General features: G+C 72.6%; 14 protein-coding genes, 1 tRNA gene and 1 rRNA gene. 5 read left to right on the forward strand and 11 right to left on the reverse strand.

Annotation, left to right across the window (positions count from 1 at the left end; translation table 11 throughout):
- The first annotated feature begins 5 nt into the window (after nt 1–5).
- The 4 genes from ACFVXK_RS19215 (at nt 6) to ACFVXK_RS19230 (ending at nt 7,226) form a co-directional block, all read left to right on the forward strand.
- On the forward strand, nt 6–4,604 hold the full coding sequence (locus ACFVXK_RS19215; protein WP_389613158.1) for an ATP-dependent helicase: 4,599 nt from the start codon (nt 6–8) through the stop codon (nt 4,602–4,604).
- A 181-nt stretch (nt 4,605–4,785) separates the two neighbouring features.
- The gene (locus ACFVXK_RS19220; protein WP_389613160.1) at nt 4,786–5,493 is read left to right on the forward strand and encodes a hypothetical protein; all 708 of its coding nucleotides are present in this window, start codon (nt 4,786–4,788) and stop codon (nt 5,491–5,493) included.
- A gap of 117 nt (nt 5,494–5,610) precedes the next feature.
- Nucleotides 5,611–6,423, forward strand: coding sequence for an Fpg/Nei family DNA glycosylase (locus ACFVXK_RS19225; RefSeq protein ID WP_389613162.1), 813 nt, complete (start codon nt 5,611–5,613; stop codon nt 6,421–6,423).
- A 32-nt stretch (nt 6,424–6,455) separates the two neighbouring features.
- The gene (locus ACFVXK_RS19230) at nt 6,456–7,226 is read left to right on the forward strand and encodes an SDR family NAD(P)-dependent oxidoreductase (protein WP_389613164.1); all 771 of its coding nucleotides are present in this window, start codon (nt 6,456–6,458) and stop codon (nt 7,224–7,226) included.
- On the opposite strand, the gene ACFVXK_RS19235 is transcribed toward ACFVXK_RS19230, so the two are convergent.
- From ACFVXK_RS19235 to ACFVXK_RS19275, 9 genes are all read right to left on the reverse strand, one after another.
- A complete protein-coding gene (locus tag ACFVXK_RS19235; RefSeq protein WP_389613166.1) occupies nt 7,174–7,473 on the reverse strand; it encodes a hypothetical protein in 300 nt (99 codons plus the stop codon). The two genes, ACFVXK_RS19230 and ACFVXK_RS19235, sit on opposite strands and share 53 nt — an antisense overlap.
- A gap of 180 nt (nt 7,474–7,653) precedes the next feature.
- The gene (locus ACFVXK_RS19240; protein WP_007266936.1) at nt 7,654–8,034 is read right to left on the reverse strand and encodes a helix-turn-helix domain-containing protein; all 381 of its coding nucleotides are present in this window, start codon (nt 8,032–8,034) and stop codon (nt 7,654–7,656) included.
- Between the two features lie 109 nt (nt 8,035–8,143).
- Nucleotides 8,144–8,644 (reverse strand): CinA family protein, encoded by a 501-nt coding sequence (locus ACFVXK_RS19245; RefSeq protein ID WP_389613168.1) that lies wholly within the window; start codon nt 8,642–8,644, stop codon nt 8,144–8,146.
- Nucleotides 8,645–8,700: 56 nt separating this feature from the next.
- Nucleotides 8,701–9,357, reverse strand: a complete 657-nt coding sequence (gene pgsA, locus ACFVXK_RS19250; RefSeq protein WP_389613170.1) for a CDP-diacylglycerol--glycerol-3-phosphate 3-phosphatidyltransferase — start codon at nt 9,355–9,357, stop codon at nt 8,701–8,703.
- Nucleotides 9,354–10,868: a 30S ribosomal protein S12 methylthiotransferase RimO gene (rimO, locus tag ACFVXK_RS19255; RefSeq protein WP_389613172.1), complete on the reverse strand. Its 1,515-nt coding sequence runs from the start codon at nt 10,866–10,868 to the stop codon at nt 9,354–9,356. Before rimO ends, pgsA begins: the two co-directional genes overlap by 4 nt.
- Before the next feature lie 145 nt (nt 10,869–11,013).
- Complete coding sequence (locus ACFVXK_RS19260; RefSeq protein WP_389613174.1) at nt 11,014–11,916, reverse strand: RodZ domain-containing protein; 903 nt, start codon at nt 11,914–11,916, stop codon at nt 11,014–11,016.
- Between the two features lie 208 nt (nt 11,917–12,124).
- Nucleotides 12,125–14,890, reverse strand: a complete 2,766-nt coding sequence (locus ACFVXK_RS19265; RefSeq protein WP_389613176.1) for a DNA translocase FtsK — start codon at nt 14,888–14,890, stop codon at nt 12,125–12,127.
- A gap of 136 nt (nt 14,891–15,026) precedes the next feature.
- A complete protein-coding gene (locus ACFVXK_RS19270; protein ID WP_344165936.1) occupies nt 15,027–15,707 on the reverse strand; it encodes a response regulator in 681 nt (226 codons plus the stop codon).
- Nucleotides 15,708–15,942: 235 nt separating this feature from the next.
- Complete coding sequence (locus ACFVXK_RS19275) at nt 15,943–21,450, reverse strand: HAMP domain-containing protein (protein ID WP_389613178.1); 5,508 nt, start codon at nt 21,448–21,450, stop codon at nt 15,943–15,945.
- A 228-nt stretch (nt 21,451–21,678) separates the two neighbouring features.
- Here ACFVXK_RS19275 and ACFVXK_RS19280 point away from each other — a divergent pair, with 228 nt between their 5' ends.
- A complete protein-coding gene (locus ACFVXK_RS19280) occupies nt 21,679–24,201 on the forward strand; it encodes a SpoIIE family protein phosphatase (protein WP_389613181.1) in 2,523 nt (840 codons plus the stop codon).
- A gap of 122 nt (nt 24,202–24,323) precedes the next feature.
- On the opposite strand, the gene ACFVXK_RS19285 is transcribed toward ACFVXK_RS19280, so the two are convergent.
- Together ACFVXK_RS19285 and rrf are read right to left on the reverse strand one after the other, a co-directional pair.
- Nucleotides 24,324–24,396, reverse strand: a tRNA-Thr gene (locus tag ACFVXK_RS19285).
- Nucleotides 24,397–24,401: 5 nt separating this feature from the next.
- Nucleotides 24,402–24,494, reverse strand: a 5S ribosomal RNA gene (rrf, locus tag ACFVXK_RS19290); the annotation flags it as partial.

The raw sequence follows: 24,494 nt of genomic DNA on the forward strand, positions 1-24,494 counted from the left end.
GGGGCATGGCAGGCGCTGCGCTCGACTCGTTCTCCCCCGCGACCCGCTCGTGGTTCACGGGGGCCTTCCGTACGCCCACTTCCGCGCAGGAGGGCGCCTGGCGGGCCATCGGGGAGGGGGCGGACGTGCTGGTGGTGGCGCCCACCGGCTCCGGCAAGACGCTGGCCGCCTTCCTCGCCGCCCTGGACCGGCTGGCCTCGCAGCCGCCGCCGGCCGAGCCGAGGAAGCGCTGCCGGGTGCTGTACGTGTCGCCGCTGAAGGCGCTCGCGGTGGACGTGGAGCGCAATCTGCGCAGCCCGCTGACGGGGATCCGGCAGGAGTCGGCCCGGCTGGGCCTGCCCGAGCCGGACGTGCGGGTGGGGATCCGTTCCGGGGACACGCCGGCCGCGGAGCGCCGGGCGCTGGCGCTGCGCCCGCCGGACATCCTGATCACCACGCCGGAGTCGCTGTTCCTGATGCTGACCTCGGCGGCCCGCGAGGCCCTGTCGGGGGTCGAGACGGTGATCCTGGACGAGGTGCACGCGGTGGCGGGGACCAAGCGCGGCGCCCATCTGGCCCTGTCGCTGGAGCGGCTGGACGAGCTGCTGCCGCGCCCGGCCCGCCGGATCGGGCTGTCGGCGACGGTCCGGCCGGTGGAGGAGGTGGCCCGCTACCTCGCGCCGCGCGGCCGGGTGGAGATCGTGCAGCCGCCGTCGGCCAAGGAGTTCGACCTGTCGGTGGTCGTCCCGGTGGAGGACATGGGGGAGCTGGGCGGCTCTCCGGCCACGGAGGGCCGGGAGGGCGGGGACAAGCCGTCGATCTGGCCGCATGTGGAGGAGCGGATCGCGGACCTGGTGCAGGCCCACCGTTCCACGATCGTGTTCGCCAACTCCCGCCGCCTCGCGGAGCGGCTGTGCAACCGGCTCAACGAGATCGCCTACGAGCGCGCCACCGGGGAGCTGCTCGGCGAGGGCGCGCCGCCGCCGGCCGAGATCATGGCCCAGTCGGGGGCCGCGCAGGGCGCCCCGCCACTGCTGGCCCGGGCGCACCACGGCTCGGTGTCCAAGGAGCAGCGGGCGCTGGTCGAGGAGGACCTCAAGGCGGGCCGGCTGCCCGCCGTGGTCGCGACGTCCAGTCTGGAACTGGGCATCGACATGGGCGCCGTGGACCTGGTGGTGCAGGTGGAGTCGCCGCCGTCGGTGGCCTCGGGGCTCCAGCGGGTGGGCCGGGCGGGGCACCAGGTGGGCGCGGTCTCGACCGGGGTGGTCTTCCCCAAGTACCGGGGGGACCTGGTGCAGGCGGCGGTGGTGACGGAGCGGATGCGGACGGGGGCGATCGAGTCCCTGCGCATCCCGTCCAATCCGCTGGACGTGCTGGCCCAGCAGCTGGTCGCGATGACCGCGATGGACAGCTGGCAGCTGGACGACCTGCTGGCGCTGGTGCGGCGGGCGGCGCCGTTCGCGGCGCTCCCGGAGTCGGCGTTCACCTCGGTGCTGGACATGCTGGCGGGCCGCTACCCGTCGGACGCGTTCGCCGAGCTCAGACCCCGGGTGGTGTGGGACCGGGTCGCGGGGACGGTCACCGGCCGGCCGGGCGCGCAGCGGCTGGCGGTGACCTCCGGCGGGACCATCCCCGACCGCGGACTCTTCGGGGTCTTCCTGGCGGGTGCGGACCCGAAGAAGGGCGGCGGCCGGGTCGGCGAGCTCGACGAGGAGATGGTCTACGAGTCCCGCGTGGGCGACGTGTTCACCCTGGGCACGACCTCGTGGCGGATCGAGGACATCACCCGCGACCGGGTCCTGGTGACCCCGGCTCCCGGGGTTCCGGGGCGGCTGCCGTTCTGGAAGGGCGACCAGTTGGGCCGCCCGCTGGAACTGGGCCGCGCGGTCGGGGCGTTCCTGCGCGAGCTCGGCGGGCTCTCCGAGGAGGACGCCCGGCTGCGGCTGCTGGCGGCGGGGCTGGACGCCTGGGCCGCGGACAACGTGCTGGCCTACCTCGCGGAGCAGCGGGAGGCCTGCGGGCACGTGCCGGACGACCGGACCATCGTGGTGGAGCGGTTCCGCGACGAGCTGGGTGACTGGCGGGTCGTGGTGCACTCCCCCTTCGGCGCCCAGGTGCACGCGCCGTGGGCGCTGGCGCTGGGCGCCCGGCTGGCGGAGAAGTACGGGATGGACGCGCAGGTGATGCATGCCGACGACGGCATCGTGCTGCGCCTGCCGGACGCCGACCTGCTCTCCATGGACCTGGACCTCCTCGACCACGACCCGGCCCGGCCCCCGTCGTTCGAGTTCGACGACGAGCAGGCCCCGCTGGGCGCGGCCGACGTCGCCTTCGACCAGGGGGAGGTGGCGCAGATCGTCACCGACCAGGTCGGCGGGTCGGCCCTGTTCGCCTCCCGGTTCCGCGAGTGCGCGGCGCGCGCCCTGCTGCTGCCGCGCCGCAGCCCCGGCAAGCGCACCCCGCTGTGGCAGCAGCGCCAGCGGGCCTCGCAACTGCTCCAGGTGGCGTCCGAGTTCGGGTCCTTCCCGATCGTCCTGGAGGCCGTGCGCGAGTGCCTCCAGGACGTGTTCGACGTGCCGGGCCTGACCGAGCTGATGGGGGACGTGGAGGCGCGCCGGGTCCGGCTGGTGGAGGTCACCACCCCCGAGCCCTCGCCCTTCGCCCGATCCCTCCTGTTCGGGTACGTCGCGCAGTTCCTCTACGAGGGCGACTCGCCGCTGGCCGAGCGGCGGGCGGCGGCGCTGTCGCTGGACTCGCGGCTGCTGGCGGAGCTGCTGGGCCAGGCCGAGCTGCGCGAGCTCCTGGACGCCGAGGTGCTGGAGGAGCTGGAGCGGGAGCTGCAGTGGCTGACGGAGGACCGGCGGGCGAAGGATGCCGAGTCGGTGGCCGATCTGCTGCGCCTGCTGGGCCCGCTGACGGACGAGGAGCTGGCGCGGCGGGGGGCGGAGCCGGGCTGGGCGGCCTCCCTGGAGGCCGCCCGGCGGGCGATCCGGGTGCGGATCGGCGGCGCGGAGCACTGGGCGGCGATCGAGGACGCGGGCCGGCTGCGGGACGCGCTGGGCACGGCGCTGCCGGTGGGGGTACCCGAGGCGTTCACCGAGCCGGTCAAGGATCCGCTGGGCGATCTGCTGGCCCGCCACGCCCGGACGCACGGCCCGTTCACGACGACCGCGGCCGCCGCCCGGTTCGGCCTGGGCGCGGCGGTGACCGAGGGCGCCCTGCACCGGCTCGCGGCGGCGGGCCGGGTGGTGCAGGGCGAGTTCCATCCGGCGGGCATCGGCCAGGAGTGGTGCGACGCGGCCGTGCTGCGCAGGCTGCGGCGCCGTTCGCTGGCGGCGCTGCGCCAGGAGCTGGAGCCGGTCCCGCCGGCCTCGCTGGCCACCTTCCTGCCGCAGTGGCAGCATCTGGGCGGCGGGCTGCGCGGGATCGACGGCCTGGCGCGCGCGGTGGAGCAGCTCCAGGGCGCACCGGTCCCGGCCTCGGCGCTGGAGCGGCTGATCCTGCCCTCGCGGGTCGCCGGGTACTCGCCGACCCTGCTGGACGAACTGACCACCACCGGCGAGGTGGTGTGGGCGGGGGCCGGGGCGCTGCCGGGCAAGGACGGCTGGATCTCCCTGTACCTGGCGGAGGCGGCTCCGCTGCTGCTTCCGCCGCCGCACCCGCTGGAACTGGGCCCCCTGCACCAGGCGGTGCTGGAGGTCCTGTCGGGCGGGTACGGCCTGTTCTTCCGTCAGCTCACGGAATCCGTGCGGGCCCTGCATCCCGAGGCCTCGGACCTGGAACTGTCCTCCGTGCTGTGGGACCTGGCCTGGTCAGGCCGGCTGACCAACGACACCCTGGCCCCGCTGCGCTCCCTGCTGGGCTCGGGCCGTACGGCGGGCGCCACCGCCCACCGGGCCCGGCGCACGGTCCCGCGCGGCCGCTACGGGAGCCTGAGCGCGACCGTCTCGCGTACGGGCCCGCCGACGGTCTCGGGGCGCTGGTCGCTGCTGCCGGCACCGGCACCGGAGCCGACCCAGCGCGCCCACGCCCTGGCCCGCACCCTCCTCGACCGGCACGGGGTGGTCACGCGCGGGGCGGTGGCGGCGGAGGGCGTCGAGGGCGGCTTCAGCGCGGTGTACCGGATCCTGTCGGCGTTCGAGGACAGCGGACAGGCCCGCCGGGGTTACGTGGTGGAGGGGCTGGGCGCGGCCCAGTTCGCGATGGACGGGGCGGTGGACCGGCTGCGCGCCGCCGAGAAGAACCCGCCCCCGCTGGCGGCGGTGGTCCTGGCCGCCGCCGATCCCGCGAACGCGTACGGGGCGGCCCTGCCCTGGCCGGAGCCCCCGGCGGGCGCCGCCCACAAGCCGGGCCGGAAGGCGGGCTCCCTGGTGGTGCTGGTCGACGGCGAGCTGATCCTCTACCTGGAGCGCGGCGGCAAGACCCTGCTGGCCTGGCCGGATCCGGGCGACGCGCGCCTCGCGGCGGCCACAGCGGCCCTGGTCGCGGCCTCGCGCGCGGGCACCCTGCCGGACCTGACGGTGGAGCGCATCAACGCCGCCGCGGCCCTCACCTCCCCCGTCGGCCCGACCTTGGAGGCGGCCGGCTTCCACGCGACCCCGAGGGGGCTGCGGCTGCGCAACTAGCCGCCGACGTCCGGGGAAACGGCTTGAACTCGCTCCGGTCTCGACTCAGACACGTATGTCTTGGCCATGTCACGAAACCGCTGCCAGCCGCTCCTCAGCTGGCCCTGGCGCTTATCCATGGCTTATCAAAGGTGATCACAGGCACCGCACTGGCGGTGCACAGTCATGGGGGAGAAGAGAAGTGAGCAGCATCAGCATGCGCAAGACCACCCTGGTGGCGGCCGGCCTCGCCGTCGCCTCGAGCCTGGTCCTGACGGGCTGCAAGGACGGCAACGAAGAGGCCCTCCCGGCGGCTCCGTCCGCGCCGGCCTCCCAGTCGTCCGCGCCGGGCGGCTACGCCACCCCGCCGGCCGGAGCCCCGAGCTCCCCGGCCGCGGGCGGCTACGACGGCGCCTCCGGCGCCCCCGCCGGCGGCGGCGGCGCGGTGGCCACGTCCGGCCAGTCCTTCAAGATCGGCCAGGCGGCGACCGTACCGTTCACCTCCGGCAGCAAGAGCGGCCAGCTCGCGCTCACGGTCACCAGCATCGAGGCGGGCAACCCGGCCGACCTGGCGTCCCTGAACGTCGGCGACAAGGTCAAGGGCCAGACCCCCTTCTACATCCACTACACGGCCAAGAACACCGGCACGACGGACCTGTCCTTCACCTCGGTGGGCCACATGAAGGGTGTGCTCGACGGCGGCGCCGAGTCCGGTGTCCTGCTGGTCGCCGGCAAGTTCGACAAGTGCCCCAGCGAGTCCCTGCCGTCGGGCTTCACCAACGGCAAGACCCAGGCCTCCTGCGCCATCGCCCTCGCGCCGACGGGCGCCAAGGTCACCGGCGCCGAGTACTGGGGCGACCCGTACAACAACCTGAGCAAGCCGGCCCAGAAGGGCCTCACCTGGAAGTGACGGCCGGCCCCACCGGGCCCCGCACCTCCTGATCGCGCGAACCCCCCGCGGCGGCCACCCCGCCCGGGGGGTTCCGCGTTCCCCCGCCCGCGCCCCGGGCGGCGCGACAATGGCCCCATGCCCGAAGGAGACAGCGTCCACCGCGTCGCGGCCCGCCTGCACGCCGCCCTCGCGGGCAAACCCCTCACCCACGCCGACCTGCGCGTCCCCCGCTTCGCCACCGCCGACCTCACCGGCCGCACCACCCTGGACGTCACCCCGCGCGGCAAGCACCTCCTGGCCCGCCTCGAAGGCGGCCTCACCCTCCACAGCCACCTCGGCATGGACGGCGCCTGGTACCTCTTCGGCCCCGCCCAGAAGTGGCGCGGCGGCCCCTCCTACGAGATCCGGGCCGTCCTGGCCAACGCGGACACCACCGCCGTCGGCTACCGCCTCCCCGTCCTCGAACTGTTGCGGACCGCCGACGAGGCACTGGCCGTGGGCCATCTGGGCCCCGACCTCCTCGGCCCCGACTGGGACCCGGACCGGGCCGCGGCCAACCTCCTCGCCGCCCCCGCCCGCCCCCTCGGCGAGGCCCTGCTCGACCAGCGGAACCTGGCGGGCATCGGCAACATCTACAAGTCCGAGCTCTGCTTCCTGGCCGCCGTCACCCCCTGGACCCCGGTCGGCCGCCTGTCCGACCCCGAGGTGACCGCCGTCCGCGTCGCCGCCGCCGCCCGGCGCCTCCTCGCCGCGAACACCGGACACGGCGGCCCCCGCAACACCACCGGCAGCCGCCGCCCGGGCCGGGAGCTGTTCGTCTACGGCCGCGCCCACCGCCCCTGCCTGCGCTGCGGCACCCCCGTGCGCGAGGCCCCGCAGGACGGCCGCCCCACCTACTGGTGCCCCCGCTGCCAGTCCGGCCCCGTCCCGGAGCCCCCGACCAATTGACGGGCCGTCAGATCCGCTCGTACCGTCCTGGCATGCCCACACCCATCACCGCGTACGAGCTCACCGGCCGCACCGCACTCGTCACCGGAGCCGCCGCCGGCATAGGCCGGGCCACCGCCCTCCTGCTCGCCCGGGCGGGCGCGGCCGTCCACTGCGCCGACCGCGACGAGCCGGGGCTGGCCGAGACCACGGCCCTGATCACGAAGGCCGGCGGCACCGCCACCGCCCACCCCCTCGACGTCACCGACCGCGCCGCCCTGCGGGCCGCCGTCGCCGCGGCCGGGCCCCTCGACATCGCCGCCGCCATCGCCGGGGTGATGCACACCAGCAGCGTCCTGGAGACCACCGACGAGGACCTCGACCGGGTCCTGGACGTCAACTTCAAGGGGGTCCTGCGCACCTGCCAGGAGGCCGTCCGCGCCATGATCGCCGCCGGCCGCCCCGGTTCGGTCGTCACCATGGCCTCCGGCGCCGTGGACGCCGCCCAGCCAGGCCTGCTCTGCTACAGCGCCGCCAAGGCCGCCGTGGTCCAGCTGACCAAGACCCTCGCCACCGAGACCGGCCCCCACGGCATCCGCGTCAACGCCGTCGCCCCGGGATGGATCCGCACCCCGATGACCGCGCGCCACACTCCCGAAGCCCAGGAGCAGACCGAGGCCGCGATGGTCCGGATGTCCCCGCTGCGCCGGGTCGGCGAGCCCGAGGACATCGCCCACGCGGTGCTCTACCTGGCGTCGGACGCCTCGTCCTTCATGACGGGCCAGATCCTTCGGCCGAACGGAGGGGTGTCGATGCCCTGGTGACCTCCGCCTCCGGAGGGTCCGCGCCGTCCCCGCCCCGGGCCCTGCGGACGGGCCCCGGTACGCAGTGCACGGGCAGCAGTCCCAGCCCCCAGCCGCCCATGGCTATCGCGCCCTCCACGGGCCCCGCCTCGGCCGGCACCACCGCCAGCCTCACCACGGCCCACCACCACAGCGCGCCCAGGGCGAGCACGAGGGGCAGGGCCAGTACGAGGGGCAGAGCCACGGGTATGCGCAGTAACAGCCGCACGGACACCTCCCAGCGGGCCGGGTACCGGTCGCGCCCATCCTCCCCCGAACCCGCGGCCCCCGCACCCAGAACACCGGGCGCACGACGGCACGAGCGGGCCGGATACGGCAGGGAGCCCCGGCCGGTGCCTCACGCACCAACCGGGGCTCCCGCCACACCCACGTGTCCAGCTCGCGGTACTCAAGCGGCTACGACGTTCACCGCTTCCACGGGCGCCTTGATGGTCACCCGTTCGGGTCCGCCCGTGACCGAGGCCACGGAGACCGAATTGAGCATCGGGCGCACCGGTGCCGGCACCGGTTCGCTTGCGGCTGCCGACTGCGCGAGCTCGGCCAGCGACAGCTCGTCACTGACTTCGCGCATCAGCTCGGACATCCGTACGTCCAACGCGTCGCAGATCGCGGAGAGCAGCTCGGAGGATGCCTCCTTCTGCCCCCGCTCCACCTCGGAGAGATAGCCGAGCGAAACTCGGGCGGACGAGGAGACTTCGCGCAGAGTACGGCCCTGGCGCTGGCGCTGCCGACGCAGCACGTCACCCAGCAGGCGACGGAGCAGAATCATCGGTGGCTCCCTCCTCTGACCGTGTAGCCGTAACCTTCACGCCCCACCGTACCGCCTCGCGCCGCGGCCGTGCGGGGAGCGATGTCGTGTTCACTCAGGGCTGCAAACATCAAATCCCCCCGTTCTGTTCCGTATCCTGCCCCCGCAGATTCTCGCGGAGTTCGCTCGAGAGCAGTTCGAGCACTGTGCGTGCACTCTCCCTACGGATTTCCGTACGGGAGCCGTTCAACCGCAGCCGGGCCGTTTTCCTGCCCCCCGGACCCGCCACGGCGACGAAAACGGTGCCGACCGGCTGCCCGTCCTGGGGGTCGGGGCCGGCCACCCCGGTCGTCGCGATCCCCCACGAGGCGCCCATCACGCGCCGTACCCCGCTGGCCATCTCGGCCGCGACCTGTGCGTTCACCGCGCCTTCGGCGGCGAGCAGCACGGCGTCCACCCCGAGGACCCGGTGCTTGAGTTCAGTGGCGTACGCCGTGACCGACCCGCGGAAGGAGCGCGAGGCCCCCGGCACCGCCGTGAGCTCGGCGGCCACCATCCCCCCGGTCAGCGACTCCGCCACGGCCAGACTCTGGTCACTCTCCGCAAGCAGGCGCAGCACGTCTTCGGCCACTCCCGCAGCACCTTCCCCCGCTCCCACGGAGTCCGCCGCCTCCCCCGACCCGTCCGTCACTTCGCGGCCCGCTCCGCGGCCAGTCCCGCCCGGCGCAGCACCACGGCCTGCCGGACGTAGTCCAGACCGGTGACCACGGTCAGCACGACGGCCACCGCCATCACCCAGAAGCGCAAGGTCGCCAGCGGCCCGGTCAGCGCGAGCACGTACATGCCCACCGCCGTGCCCTGGGCCAGGGTCTTGAGCTTGCCGCCCCGGCTGGCGGGGATCACCCCGTAGCGGATCACCCAGAACCGCATCAGCGTGATCCCGAGCTCCCGTCCGAGGATCACGCCGGTCACCCACCAGGGCAGGTCGCCGAGCCAGGAGAGACACACGAGCGCCGACCCCATGATCGCCTTGTCGGCGATGGGGTCGGCGATCTTCCCGAAGTCCGTGACCAGGTTGTACGTCCTGGCCAGGTGCCCGTCGAAGATGTCCGTGATCATGGCGACGGCGAAGGCCGCCCAGGCCAGCGCCCGCCAGACGGGGTCGTATCCCCCGTCGGCGAGCAGCAGCAGGACGAATCCCGGAACGAGGACGAGCCGGATCATCGTCAGGATGTTGGCGATGTTCCAGAGGCTGGCCTGGTTGACGGCCGCAGTCCCGAGCTTCGCGCCGGGCGTGGGCCGGCGGCCGGTCCCGCCCGCCGCTGATGCCGGGACTCCGCTCATCCGGCCGCCTCCTCGGACTCCGTGAACTCCACGCCCAGGGGCTCGGCCACCAGGTCCACGCCCAGCGTGCCGACCACCTTCGCCGTGACGATGCTCCCGGGGACCAGGCCGGTGCCGTCGGTGAAGACGACCTGGCCGTCGGTCTCGGGGGCCTGGTGGGCGGCGCGCCCGTAGGCGCCCTCGCCCTCCTCCGCCTCGTCGAAGGGCACGACCGTCTCGACGAGTACCTCAAGGGTCTCGCCGATCCGCTCCTCCGCACGCTGGGAGGTGAGCTCCTCGGCGAGCCGCTGCATGTGCGCGAGGCGCTCGGCGACGGTCTCCTCGTCCAGCTTGTTCTCGTACGTGGCGGCCTCGGTGCCGTCCTCGTCGGAGTAGCCGAAGACGCCGATGGCGTCGAGGCGGGCGTGGGTGAGGAAACGCTCCAGCTCGGCGAAGTCCTCCTCGGTCTCGCCGGGGAAGCCGACGATGAAGTTGGAGCGGACGCCGGCCTGCGGGGCCTTGGAGCGGATGGTGTCCAGCAGCTCCAGGAACCGGTCGGTGTCACCGAAGCGGCGCATGGCGCGCAGCACGTCGGGGGCCGAGTGCTGGAAGGACAGGTCGAAGTACGGGACGACCTTGGGGGTCGAGGTGAGCACGTCGATCAGGCCCGGGCGCATCTCGGCGGGCTGGAGGTAGCTGACGCGGACGCGCTCGATGCCGTCGACGGCGGCGAGCTCGGGCAGCAGGGTCTCCAGCAGCCGGATGTCGCCGAGGTCCTTGCCGTACGAGGTGTTGTTCTCGGAGACCAGCATGATCTCCTTGACGCCCTGCTCGGCGAGCCAGCGCGTCTCGCCCAGCACGTCGGAGGGGCGGCGGGAGATGAAGGAGCCGCGGAACGAGGGGATCGCGCAGAAGGAGCAGCGGCGGTCGCAGCCGGAGGCCAGCTTCACCGAGGCCACCGGGCTCTTGTCCAGGCGGCGGCGCAGCGGGGCGCGCGGCCCGGAGGCGGGCGCGACGCCCTCGGGGAGGTCGGCGGGGGCCTCGGCGGGCTCCTCGGCGGCGTCCTGGGCGTGTCCGGGCAGGGCCACGGAGGCGTTCTGGCGCTCGGCCGGGCTGATCGGCAGCAGCTGGCGCCGGTCGCGCGGGGCGTGGGCCTCGACGCTGCCGCCGTTCAGGATGGTCTGGAGGCGGTTGGAGATGTCGGCGTAGTCGTCGAAGCCGAGGACCCCGTCGGCCTCGGGGAGCGCTTCGGCGAGTTCCTTGCCGTAGCGCTCGGCCATACAGCCGACGGCGACGACGGCCTGGGTCTTGCCGTGATCCTTGAGATCGTTGGCTTCCAGCAGGGCGTCTACGGAGTCCTTCTTGGCGGCTTCGACGAAGCCACAGGTGTTGACGACGGCTACGTCCGCGTCGGCGGCGTCCTCGACGAGCTCCCAGCCATCCGCCGCCAAGCGGCCTGCGAGCTCCTCCGAGTCCACCTCGTTACGGGCGCAGCCAAGAGTGACAAGGGCGACGGTACGGCGTTCGGGCATGGACTCAAGACTACTTCGTCCCGGCGCCGGCCCCCGCCCCGTGTCCCCCCACGACAAGATCCCCGGGAGCCGGCGGCAGGTGCCGCACGGGTCCCGGGGATCCGGAATTTTTTATTCCGCGCCAGTCGTCGAAGATCGGGGCCGGTCAGCCCGCCTGGGCCTGGCCCTGGCGGGGGTCGTTCTTGGTGTAGGTGAGCCGCTCGACCTGACCCGACTCGAACCTGTCCTTGATCTCCTTGCCGTTCACGAACAGCTTGACGGCGCCCGCGTCACCCAGGACGAGGTCCACGGACTCCTTGTCGGTGAAGGTCTTCGACTCGCCCTGCGCGAGGGTGCCGTCGAACAGCAGCCGGCCGCTGTGGTCCTTCGCCGAGATCCAGCTCTCGCCGACGTCGGCCGTCAGGACCACCGTGACGAGGTCCTTGGGCGCGGCTGCGATGGCACTGTCCGAGGGCTCCGGCTTGGGGGCCTGGGGTGCCTGCGGGGTCTTGGCCGGGGGCTGCTGCCCACCCGCCGACTGCTTGGGCGCCGGCTGCGGTGAGACGGAACCTTCCGCCACCGGGTGCTTGGCCTTCTCCTCGCCGCCGCCGAAGGCGGTGAACCCGACGAAGCCGATCACGGCGACGATGGCGGCGACCATGGCGGCGGTCCAGTTGGGCCGCTGCCGTTCGGGGCGGATCCGCTCGGCGTCGAACATCGGCGCGGCGGGGGTGGGGGCCGGCCGTCCGCCGTGGGCCGCGTCGTACATCTCGACCAGGGGTACCGGGTCGAGGTGAACGGCGCGGGCGAGCGTACGGATGTGACCGCGGGCGTACACGTCGCCGCCGCACCGCGTGAAGTCGTCCTCCTCGATCGCGTGCACGATCGGAATGCGCACGCGCGTCGTGGAGGAGACGTCGTCGACTGTGAGCCCGGCGGCGATCCGGGCCTTCTTGAGGGCCGTCCCGATGGACGGTCCTTCGACGGAACGTTCGACGAGCCGGTCCTCGGACCGGTCGTCGGTCGAAGGCCGCTCTTCTTCGGGGGAGTTGGAGTTGCCGATGGACACAAGGGCGCCTTTCGAGCGTGTAGCCACCTGCTGGATGTCCAGTCTAGGGGGGTGACGAAAGGGTGGGGCAACCGGAGGGTCCGCTTCCTACGCCATCCGTATGGCGAGGGCGCCACCCGCCGCTGCCTCCCTCAACTTGACGCACGCCCAAGGGAAACGGTTGCCCGCCGATCCCCCTACGGTCGGGTGAGGCGGGCGGATCCCCGTTCTACGGCGCCTCGCCCCGGATGACGGCCAGCACCCCGTCCAGTTCGTCGGGTTTGACCAGGACGTCGCGGGCCTTGGAGCCCTCGCTGGGACCCACCACGCCCCGGGACTCCATCAGGTCCATCAGCCGCCCCGCCTTGGCGAAGCCCACGCGCAGCTTGCGCTGGAGCATCGAGGTGGAGCCGAACTGGGTGGAGACCACCAGCTCGGCCGCCTGGCACAGCAGGTCCAGGTCGTCGCCGATCTCCTCGTCGATCTCCTTCTTCTGCTTCTGCCCGACCGTGACGTCGTCCCGGAAGACGGGGGTCATCTGGTCCTTGCAGTGCTGGACGATCCCGTGGATCTCGTCCTCGGTGACGAAGGCGCCCTGGAGGCGGACCGGCTTGTTCGCGCCCATCGGCAGGAACAGCCCGTCACCCTTGCCGATCAGCTTCTCGGCGCCGGGCTGGTCCAGGATGACCCGGCTGTCGGCGAGCGAGGAGGTGGCGAAGGCCAGCCGCGAGGGCACGTTCGCCTTGATCAGACCGGTCACCACGTCCACCGAGGGCCGCTGGGTGGCGAGCACCAGGTGGATGCCGGCCGCGCGGGCCAGCTGGGTGATGCGGACGATGGAGTCCTCGACGTCGCGCGGGGCCACCATCATCAGGTCCGCGAGCTCGTCGACGATCACCAGCAGGTACGGGTACGGGCTCAGCTCCCGCTCGCTGCCCGGCGGCAGTTTGATCTTGCAGTCGCGGATCGCCTGGTTGAAGTCGTCGATGTGCCGGTACCCGAAGGCGGCCAGGTCGTCGTAGCGCAGGTCCATCTCGCGCACCACCCACTGGAGGGCCTCGGCGGCCCGCTTGGGGTTGGTGATGATCGGCGTGATCAGGTGCGGGATGCCCTCGTAGGCGGTCAGCTCGACCCGCTTGGGGTCGACCAGGACCATCCGGACGTCCTCCGGGGTGGCCCGGACCATGATCGAGGTGATCAGGCAGTTGATGCAGGAGGACTTGCCGGAACCGGTGGCGCCCGCGACCAGCACGTGCGGCATCTTCGCGAGGTTGGCCATGACGTAGCCGCCCTCGACGTCCTTGCCCAGCGCGACCAGCATCGGGTGGTCGTCCTCGGCGGCGTCCGCCAGCCGCAGGACGTCGCCCAGGTTGACCATCTCCCGGTCGGTGTTCGGGATCTCGATGCCGACCGCCGACTTGCCCGGGATCGGGCTGATGATCCGCACGTCCGGGGAGGCCACGGCGTAGGCGATGTTCTTCGCCAGCGCCGTGATCCGCTCGACCTTCACCGCGGCGCCGAGCGTCACCTCGTAGCGGGTGACCGTCGGGCCCCGGGTGAAGCCGGTGACCTGCGCGTCCACCTTGAACTCGGTGAACACGTTGGTCAGCGCCGCCACCACCGAGTCGTTGGCCGCGCTGCGGGTCTTGCCGGGCCCGCCCTTCTCCAGCAGGTCCAGCGAGGGCAGCGAGTACGTGATGTCCCCGCGCAGCTGGAGCTGCTCCGCGCGGGGCGGCAGCGCCTGCGTCTCGGGCGGGGCCTTGGTCAGGTCCGGCACGGACAGGGTCCCCGAGGCCGCGGCGGTGCGCTCGTGCGGCACGTCGGCCGGATCCGGCTCCGCGGGGACGGAGGGCCGCTCCTCGCGGGCGGGCGGCACCGGGGCGGTGATCTCCACCCCGTCCCGCTGCGGGGTGATCCCCTGGGTCAGGTCGGCGACCAGCGGGTTCGGCGGTAGCCCCCCGTAGACCACCCCGTCCAGCGCGGCGGCGGCCGCGGCCGCCACGTCGACGGCGTCCATCTCCCGCTCCCCCGGCCGCGCGGCCGCCCGCCGGGGCCGGCGCCGCTTGGCCAGGGCCGCCTCCTCGGCGGCGTCGGCGGGATCACCCGGCCCGGCCGCGCCCTCGGTACGGGCCCGCCACTGCTCGGCGTCGTGCCGGTCGGGCCGGCCGGCGCCGCCGGGCTGCCCGTACCCCTCGTCGTAGGCGTTCGGCGCGATGATCCCCAGCCGGATCCCCAGGCGCCGCAGCCGCTGCGGGATCGCGTTGACCGGGGTCGCGGTGACGACCAGCAGCCCGAAGACGGTGAGCAGCACCAGCATGGGCACGGCCAGCGGCGCGCCCATGGTGAAGATCAGCGGCTTGGAGGCGGCCCAGCCGATCAGGCCGCCCGCGTTCTGCATGGCGGTGGTGCCCTCGTCGCGGCCGGGTGCCCCGCAGGCGATGTGCACCAGCCCGAGCACGCCGATGACCAGGGCGGACAGGCCGATGCCGATGCGCCCGTTGGCGTCGCTCTGGTCGGGATGGCGGATGAAACGTACCGCCATGACCCCGAGCAGGATCGGCACGAGCAGGTCCAGGCGCCCGAAGGCCCCGGTGACCAGCATCGTGACCAGGTCCCCGACGGGCCCGCTCAGATTGGACCAGGTCCCGGCGGCGACGATCAGCGCCAGCGCGAGCAGCAGCAGCGCCACGCCGTCCTTGCGGTGCGCGGGGTCGAGGTTCTTCGCCCCCCGGCCGATGCCCCGGAAGGCCTTGCCGACGAGGTGCGCGAGCCCCAGCCAGCAGCCGCGCACCAGCCACACCACGCCCCCGGTCGGGGACGGCGCCGCCTTGGGGGCGGTCTTCTTCACCGGGGCGCGCTTGGCCGCCACGGCCTTCTTCGCGGGAGGCTTGCGCGCCGGGGCCGCCTTCTTGGCCGGCGCCGTCGTACGGCCGGAGCGGCCCTTCGCGGCGCCCGCGGTGCTCTGGGAACCCTTGCCGGACGTACTTGAGGCCATGGGGCCGAGGTTACCGGTGCGCGCGCCGGTGGACACGCGTGCCCACCCCTTCACCCGTTCGTGTCGCCCCGTCCGTACGCCTCTTGACACACCGGCAGACCTGACGGCCCGCCAGCCGGGCTCCGCGCGCGGTCCGTCAGCCCTGGGCGGGGAGCACGGCGGCGGTCCCGCCGGCTCCCGGCTCCAGTGCGTCCAGCGCCCTGCGCAGCCCGGTCAGCTTGCGCTCCAGATGCGCGGCCGTCGCCACCACGGCCGCGTCGGCGGAGTCCTCGCCGAGCTGCTTGGTCAGCGCCTCCGCCTGCTCCTCGACCGCCGCGAGCCGCGCGGAGAGCTCCGCCAGCAGGCCGGCCGCCTCCTTGCTGCCGTCGCCGTTGGAACCGCCGCCCTCCAGCTGGAGGCGGAGCAGGGCCGCCTGCTCCCGCAGCTGGCAGTTCTTGGTGTAGAGCTCGACGAAGACCGACACCTTGGCGCGCAGCACCCAGGGGTCGAACGGCTTCGAGATGTAGTCCACCGCGCCCGCCGCGTAGCCGCGGAAGGTGTGGTGCGGACCGTGGTTGATCGCGGTGAGGAAGATGATCGGGATGTCCCGGGTCCGTTCGCGCCGCTTGATGTGCGCGGCGGTTTCGAACCCGTCCATACCCGGCATCTGGACATCCAGCAGGATGACCGCGAAATCGTCCGTCAGCAGCGCTTTGAGCGCTTCCTCCCCCGACGACGCCCGGACCAGTGTCTGATCGAGCGCGGAGAGGATGGCCTCCAGCGCCAGCAGATTCTCCGGCCTGTCGTCGACCAGGAGGATCTTGGCCTTCTGCACCATGCCCTGTCCTCCTCGCCCCGGCATGGGGCCTCCCCGGCTCCGGGCGCCGGCCTGTGTGCCGGGGCCCGCCCCAGAGGACGGCGTCTTCGCGCCGTCCGTCCTTGTGCCGGTCATCGTAGCCCCACTCCCGAGATCGCCACACCCTGTCACCAAGATGTCACTGTGCACAGAGCGGGAACGTGGCGGGAGGGCGGAAGGTTCCCCCCGCGCCCTCCCGTCACGCCCCGCTCCCCGGTCATTCCCCGCGCATGTGCTGCTCCATGACCGACAGCAGGTAGTCGGGTTCGACCGGCTTGGTGACGTAGTCGGAAGCCCCGGAGTCGATGGCCTTCTCCCGGTCCCCCTTCATCGCCTTCGCCGTCAGCGCGATGATCGGCAGCCCCTCGAACTGCGGCATCCGCCGGATCGCCGAGGTCGTCGCGTACCCGTCCATCTCCGGCATCATGATGTCCATCAGCACGACCGCCACGTCGTCGTGCTGCTCCAGCACCTCGATGCCCTCCCTGCCGTTCTCGGCGTAGAGCACCGCCAGCCCGTGCTGTTCCAGCACGCTCGTCAGCGCGAAGACGTTGCGCACGTCGTCGTCCACGATGAGCACCCGCTCGCCGTGGAAGTCGTACGTGCGCGCCGCCGCCGGCGCCGCCTCCTGCTCCTCCCACGCCACCCCGTCCGGCTGCCCCGGCACCTCGGTGCGCGGCAGCGGCCCGGCCACCGGCTTGCGGCGGCGCCGGAACAGCGCCGAGGAACCGTGCCCGGCCGGCTCCGCCACCGGCAGCGCCTGCCGCACCGGGACCGCGTTCTTCGAGACCGTCGGCAGCGCGGCCACCGGGGCCGGCGGCGACACCGGCAGCGCCTCCTCCACCGCCCTGCGGTACTCGCTCCGCGCCCCGCCCGGCGCGGGCGGCGCGTACCCCTGCGGGGGCAGCTCGCTCGGGTGCAGCGGCAGGTACAGGGTGAAGGTCGAGCCGCGGCCGGGCTCGCTGGCCGCGTGGATCTCCCCGCCCAGCAGCCGGGCGATCTCCCGGCTGATGGACAGCCCCAGCCCCGTGCCCCCGTACTTGCGGCTCGTCGTCCCGTCCGCCTGCTTGAACGCCTCGAAGATCACCAGCATCTTGCTCGCCGCGATCCCGATACCGGTGTCGGTCACCGAGAAGGCGATCAGGTCCGCGTCCGCGTCACGCAGCGACCCGGCCTCCAGCAGCTGCTCGCGGATCGCCGTCGGCACGTCCGCCCCGGCGGGCCGGATCACCAGCTCCACCGCCCCGTTGTCGGTGAACTTCACCGCGTTCGACAGCAGGTTGCGCAGCACCTGGAGCAGCCGCTGCTCGTCGGTGTGCAGGGTCGCGGGCAGCTCCGGCGAGACCCGTACCGAGAAGTCCAGGCCCTTCTCCGCCGTCAGCGGCCGGAAGGTGGCCTCCACGTAGTCCACGAGCTGGACCAGCGCGATCCGCGTCGGCGAGACGTCCATCTTCCCTGCCTCGACCTTCGACAGGTCGAGGATGTCGTTGATCAGCTGGAGCAGGTCCGAGCCCGCGCCGTGGATGGTCTCCGCGAACTCCACCTGCTTCGGCGAGAGGTTCTCGTCCGCGTTGTCCGCGAGCAGCTTCGCCAGGATCAGCAGCGAGTTGAGCGGGGTGCGCAGCTCGTGCGACATGTTCGCGAGGAACTCGCTCTTGTAGCGCATCGAGACCGCGAGCTGCTCGGCGCGCTCCTCCAGGACCTGCCGGGCCTCCTCGATCTCGGTGTTCTTCACCTCGATGTCCCGGTTCTGCTGGGCCAGCAGCTCCGCCTTCTCCTCCAGTTCCGCGTTCGCGGCCTGGAGCGCCTTCTGCCGGTTCTCCAGCTCGTCGGAGCGCTCGCGCAGCTGCTCGGTCATCTCCTGGGACTGCTTGAGCAGCATCTCCGTCTTGGAGTTGACGGAGATGGTGTTGACGCTCGTGCCGATCATCTCGGCGATCTGGCTCAGGAAGTCCTTCTGGATCTGCGTGAACGGCTGGAAGCCGGCCAGCTCGATGACCCCGAGGACCTTGCCCTCGAACAGCACCGGCAGCACGATCACGTGCGCCGGCGGCGCCTCGCCCAGGCCGGAGGAGATCTTCAGGTAGCCCGGCGGGGTGTTCTCCACCAGGATCGTCCGCTTCTCCTCGGCGACCATCCCGATCAGGCCCTCCCCCGGCCGGAAGGAGATCGGCATCTGCCCGCCCGCGTAGGCGTAGCTCCCGCGCATCCGCAGCTCGTACGAGCCCTCCGCGCCGCCGTCCGTCCCGATCTCGGGGCTGCCGCCGGTGGGCACCGCGAGGAAGAACGCACCGTGCTGCGCGGCGACCACCGGGGTCAGCTCGCTCATGATCAGCTTGGCCACGTCGTCGAGGTCCCGGCGGCCCTGCATCAGGGCCGAGATCCGGGCGAGGTTGCCCTTGAGCCAGTCCTGCTCCTTGTTGGCCAGGGTGGTGTCGCGCAGGTTCGCGATCATCGTGTTGATGTTGTCCTGGAGGGCCTGGATCTCGCCCGCCGCGTCCACGTCGACCTTCAGGCTGAGGTCGCCCCGGGTCACCGCCGTGGCCACGGCCGCGATGGCCCGCACCTGCCGGGTGAGGTTGCCGGCCATCTCGTTCACGGACTCGGTCAGGTCCCGCCAGGTGCCGTCCACGTCGCGCACCCGGGCCTGCCCGCCCAGGATCCCCTCGGTACCCACCTCGCGGGCCACCCGGGTCACCTGGTCGGCGAAGGAGGACAGCTGGTCGACCATCGTGTTGATGGTCGTCTTAAGCTCCAGGATCTCCCCGCGCGCGTCGATGTCGATCTTCTTGGTCATGTCGCCCTTGGCGATGGCCGTCGTGACCATGGCGATCTGCCGCACCTGGCCGGTGAGGTTGGACGCCATGAAGTTCACCGAGTCGGTGAGGTCCTTCCACGTACCCGAGACCCCGGGGACGTGCGCCTGGCCGCCGAGGCGGCCCTCCGTGCCCACCTCGCGGGCCACGCGCGTGACCTCGTCCGCGAAGGAGGACAGGGTCTTGACCATCGTGTTGACCGTGTCGGCGAGCTGCGCGACCTCGCCGCGCGCCTCCACCGTGACCTTCTTCGTCAGGTCGCCGTTGGCCACGGCCGCCGAGACCTGGGCGATCCCGCGCACCTGCGCCGTCAGGTTCCCGGCCATCGTGTTGACGTTGTCCGACAGGTCCTTCCAGATGCCGGTCACCCCGCGCACCCGGGCCTGGCCGCCGAGGATGCCCTCGGTACCCACCTCGCGGGCCACCCGGGTCACCTGCTCGGCGAAGGAGGACAGCTGGTCCACCATCGTGTTCACCGTGGTGACCAGTTCGAGGATCTCGCCCTTGGCGTCGACGGTGATCTTCTTGGACAGGTCGCCCATGGCGACCGCCGTGGTCACCTCGGCGATGTTGCGCACCTGCGAGGTCAGGTTGTTCGCCATGAAGTTGACGGACTGGGTGAGGTCCTTCCAGGTGCCCGAGACCCCCTTCACCTCGGCCTGGCCGCCCAGGATGCCCTCGGTGCCCACCTCGCGGGCCACGCGGGTCACCTGCTCCGCGAAGTTCGAGAGCTGGTCGACCATCGTGTTGATGGTGTTCTTCAGCTCCAGGATCTCCCCGCGCGCGTCCACGTCGATCTTCTGCGACAGGTCACCGCGCGCCACCGCCGTCGCGACCTGCGCGATGTTGCGGACCTGCGAGGTCAGGTTCCCGGCCATGCCGTTCACCGAGTCCGTCAGGTCACGCCACACGCCGGCCACCCCGGGCACCTGGGCCTGGCCGCCGAGGCGGCCCTCCGTACCCACGTCCCGGGCCACCCGGGTCACCTGCTCCGCGAAGGCCGAGAGCTGGTCCACCATCGTGTTGATGGTGTTCTTCAGCTCCAGGATCTCGCCCCGCGCGTCCACGTCGATCTTCTGCGACAGGTCACCGCGCGCCACCGCCGTCGTCACCTGGGCGATCTGACGCACCTGGGAGGTCAGGTTCCCGGCCATGAAGTTGACGGAGTCGGTCAGCTCCTTCCAGGTCCCGGACACCCCCTCGACCCGCGCCTGGCCGCCGAGGCGGCCCTCCGTGCCCACGTCCCGCGCCATCCGCGTGACCTGGTCGGCGAACGAGGACAGCTGGTCCACCATCGTGTTCACGGTGACCTTCAGCTGGAGCATCTCGCCGGAGACGTCCACGGTGACCTTCTGCGACAGGTCGCCGTTGGCCACCGCCGTCGTCACCTGCGCGATGTTGCGGACCTGGCCCGTCAGGTTGCGGAAGGCGGTGTTCACCGAGTCGGTGAGGTCCTTCCACGTGCCGGCGGCCCCGGGCACCTGGGCCTGCCCGCCCAGCTCACCCTCCACGCCGACCTCGCGGGCCACACGCGTCACTTCCGAACCGAACGACTGGAGCTGGTCCACCATCGTGTTGACGGTGTTCTTGAGCTCCAGCATCTCGCCGGCCACGTCGACCGTGACCTTCTGCGACAGGTCGCCGTTGGCCACCGCGGTCGTCACCTGCGCGATGTCCCGCACCTGCGTGGTGAGGTTCCGGAAGACCGTGTTCACCGAGTCGGTGAGGTCCTTCCAGGTCCCCGCCGCGCCCGGCACCTGGGCCTGCCCGCCCAGCAGGCCCTTCGCGCCGACCTCGCTGGCCACGCGCGTGACCTCGTCCGCGAAGGTCCGCAGGGTCTCCGTCATCTGATTGATCGTTTCGGCCAGCTGCGCGACCTCGCCGCGCGCGCTGACCCGCACCTTCTGCGACAGGTCGCCGTTCGCCACGGCCGTCGTGACCTGCGCGATCCCGCGCACCTGGGCCGTCAGGTTCCCCGCCATCGTATTGACGGAGTCGGTCAGGTCCTTCCAGACGCCCGCGACCCCGGGCACCTTCGCCTGACCGCCCAGCTCGCCCTCGGTCCCCACCTCGCGGGCGACGCGGGTCACCTCGGAGGAGAAGGAGGACAGCTGGTCCACCATGGTGTTCACGGTGTTCTTCAGCTGCAGCATCTCGCCGGCCACGTGCACCGTGACCTTGCGCGACAGGTCGCCCTTGGCCACCGCCGTCGTGACGAGGGCGATGTCACGCACCTGAGCGGTGAGCCGGTAGGCCATGGTGTTGACGGAATCGGTCAGGTCCTTCCACGAACCCGACATTCCACGCACCTGGGCCTGACCGCCCAGCTTCCCCTCGGTACCGACCTCCAGCGCCACCCGCGTCACCTCGTCGGTGAACGCCGACAGCTGGTCGACCAGGTTGTTGACCGTCCGCCCGACCTTGAGGAACTCCCCGCGCAGCGGGTGCCCGACCCCGTCGGGGGCCTGCGTCCGCAGGTCCATCCGCTGGTCCAGGTCGCCCTCGGCCACCGCCGACAGCACCCGCCCCACCTCGGACACCGGCCGGGCCAGATCGTCCACCAGCTGGTTCGAGGCGTCGATCGCCGCGGCCCAGGACCCCTCGCAGGCCCCGGTCTCCAGCCGCTCGCTCAGCTTGCCCTCGCGGCCCACCATGCGCCGGACCCGCGACAGCTCCCCGGTCAGGTGCAGGTTCCGGTCGGCGACCTCGTTGTAGACGGCGGCGATCTCCGCCATCACGCCCTCGCCGGACACCGTCAGCCGCTTGCGGAAGTTCCCGTCCCGCATCGACACCAGGGCCGTGAGCAGCCGGTTCAGTGCGGCGGTATCGACCTCCGTCGTCCCGTTCCGCCGGGCCCTGCCCCCCTTGGGGCGCGTTCCCGTACGCCGCACCGCTGCGCCAGACTCCACCGTGTCCCTCCCGAAAGGGTCGACCTGTGTTCCACCGGATCCCCGGCTGTCCAAGAGCCGGCTCTCCAAGCCTGCCCAGTGTTTCACCCCGGCCGAACCCGGCCATAACACTTCGGCACCTTCGCACACGGTCCGCACCCTGCGGGTGGAATCCCGTACGACCGCCTCACGGCGACCGCGAAGGTAAGTAACCTGGCATCCGATGACCCACCGCGTCGAAGGAGACTTGTGATCACGGCACGGGCGGCTGCCAGTTTCACCCCGCAAGGGCGGTCGGTCGCCGCTGCCCGCGCGTTCGTCCGCGACACCCTCCAGGGCTGGGGCTTCGCGGACATCGTCGACGACGCGGTGGTGCTGACCAGCGAGCTCGTCACCAACGCCGTGGTCCACGCCGGCACCCAGGCCGAGGTCCTGTGCCTGCGCGCCGAGGACGGCGTACGCGTCGAGATCGCCGACCGGTACCCCGAGCGCGAGCTCCCCTTGCGCCACCCCGACGAGCGGCCCTACGCCGACCCGGACCGCGAGAGCGGCCGCGGCCTCATGCTCTGCGCCGCCCTGGCCACCCGCTGGGGCGTGGAGTACACCGCCACGCACAAGCACGTCTGGTTCCGCCTCGACCTCCCGGACCGTCCGGTCGGTACCCGCTCGGCGGGCCCCGTCGTCCCGGACCAGTTCCTGCCCCTGGCCGACAGCCGGGTCCGCGTCGCCGTCATCCAGGTCGACGCCGCCGACGCCGTCTCCGCCTGGAACGAGGACGCCGAGCACGTCTTCGGGTACGCCGCCGAGAAGGTCCTCGGCCGCCCGCTCGCCGAGCTCGCCGCCTGGCCCCAGACCCCCGGCACCGGCACCGGCATCGCCGAGGCCCTGCGGCTCTCCCGCTGGGAGGGCAGCTACGGCATCCGCGGCGCCGACGGCCGCGTCATCCCCGTCTACGCCTCCCACCTGCGCGTCCGCGACGCGCACGGGGAGCCGTCCATCGTCTGCCTCCTCGTCCACGACGACGAGCGCGCCCTCCTCCAGACCCCGGTCCGGGCCGCGCCCTCCGACGGCCAGCTCTCCGAGCCCCGCCCCGCGGACCCCTTCGAGGTGTTCATCGGCTCCCCCGCCCCCGACGACCTGGACGGCCTGCTCCAGCGCACCGTCGAGCGGGCCCGCGACATGCTCGACGCGGACTCCGCGTTCCTGCTGCTGGCCACCGACGACGAGACCGAGCTGGAGGTCCGCGCCACCACGGGCCTGCCCTCCACCCGCCAGCGCTTCGCCCGCGTCCCCGTCGAGGCCGGCACCAGCCGCTACGGCTCCGCCCGGCTGCCCGCCGTCCACGACGACCTCTCCGCCGTCCCCGGGGCCGTACCGCTCCTGGAGTCCACCGGCATGCGCTCGGTGGTCACCGTCCCCCTGAAGGTGGAGGGCCGGCTGACCGGCTCCCTGGGGGTCGCCGCCGAGGGGCCGGGCCGCTACACCAACGAGGAGGCCCTGCGCCTCCAGTTCGCCGCGGACCGCATCGCCCTCGCCGTGGAGTCCGCCCGCCTGGGCGAGCTGGAGCGGCTGCGCCGCGGTTCCCTGTCCTTCCTCGTCGAGGCCTCCGACCTGCTGGCCGGCACCCTCGACCGGGACCAGACCCTGGCCCTGATGGCCCAGATGACGGTCCCGACGCTGGCCACCTGGTGCGCCGTCTACACGATCGCCGACCAGGCCTCCGACCCCTACCTCGCCTACGTGCTACACGAGGACGAGGAGCGCATCGACGGCCTGAAGGCCCTGCTGTCGCGGGTGGAGCCGCCCGAGCCGGTCCGCGAGGCCGGTGCCCGCCCCTGGCCGGCGACGGCCGCGGCGGTGGGCGGCGAGACGGTGGTCCTGCCCCTCCTCGCCCGCAACCGGGTGATCGGCATGCTCACCCTGGGCAAGCCCAGCGAGGAGCACTTCCGCCAGGAGATCCTCGAACTGGCCGACGACCTGTCGCGCCGGGCGGCCCTGGCCCTGGACAACGCCCGCCTGTACTCGGAGCGCACGGCGATCAGCCGCTCCCTCCAGCGCAGCCTCCTGCCGCCCGGCTCCCCCGCCATCCCCGGGATGGAGGTCGAGGTCATCTACCGGGCGGCCGGCGAGGGCAACGAGGTGGGCGGCGACTTCTACGACGTCTTCCCGATCCGCGACGGCGCGTACGGCTTCGCCATCGGCGACGTCTGCGGGACGGGCCCGGAGGCCGCAGCCGTCACCGGCCTGGCCCGGCACGCCCTGCGCCTGCTGGCCCGCGAGGGCCTCGGCGGCCCGGCGGTCCTGGAGCGGCTGAACGCGGCCATCCTCGACGAGGGCGCCCGCAGCCGCTTCCTGACCCTCCTCTACGGGGAACTGCACCCGCAGCCGGACGGCGGCGCCCTGATGAAGGTGGTCTGCGCGGGCCACCCGCTCCCGCTGCGCCTGCGCCCGGACGGCGAGGTCACCGCGGCGGCGGAGCCGCAGCCGCTGCTGGGCGTGATCGACGACCTGGACCTCTACGAGCAGACCTTGTCCCTGGACCCGGGTGACGTCCTGCTCTGCGTCACGGACGGAGTCACGGAACGCCGCGAGGGCTCGCGCATGCTGGGCGACGACGGCCTGGCCGACGTCCTGACCACCTGTACGGGCCTCACGGCCGGCGCGGTCGCCGCCCGCGTCCTGCGCGCGGTGGAACGCTTCGCGGCCGAGCCCGCGTCGGACGACATGGCCATCCTGGCCTTCCGCGTCCCCCACCCCCGCGAGGGCGCCTGACGCACACGGCCCCGCCCTGGGCTGCTCCTCCCAGCAGCAGCCCGGGGCCGGCCGGCCACGAAGAACCGACCCCGGAAACGCAAAAAGGCCCCCGCCAAGAGGCGGGGGCCTTTTTACTTCGGAGCCCTTTAACGGAATCGAACCGTTGACCTTCTCCTTACCATGGAGACGCTCTACCGACTGAGCTAAAAGGGCGGGTTGTTCGGCGGCGTCCTACTCTCCCACAGGGTCCCCCCTGCAGTACCATCGGCGCTGAAAGGCTTAGCTTCCGGGTTCGGAATGTAACCGGGCGT

The organism is Streptomyces sp. NPDC058157 (assembly GCF_042884105.1).
Taxonomy (GTDB): Bacteria; Actinomycetota; Actinomycetes; order Streptomycetales; family Streptomycetaceae; genus Streptomyces.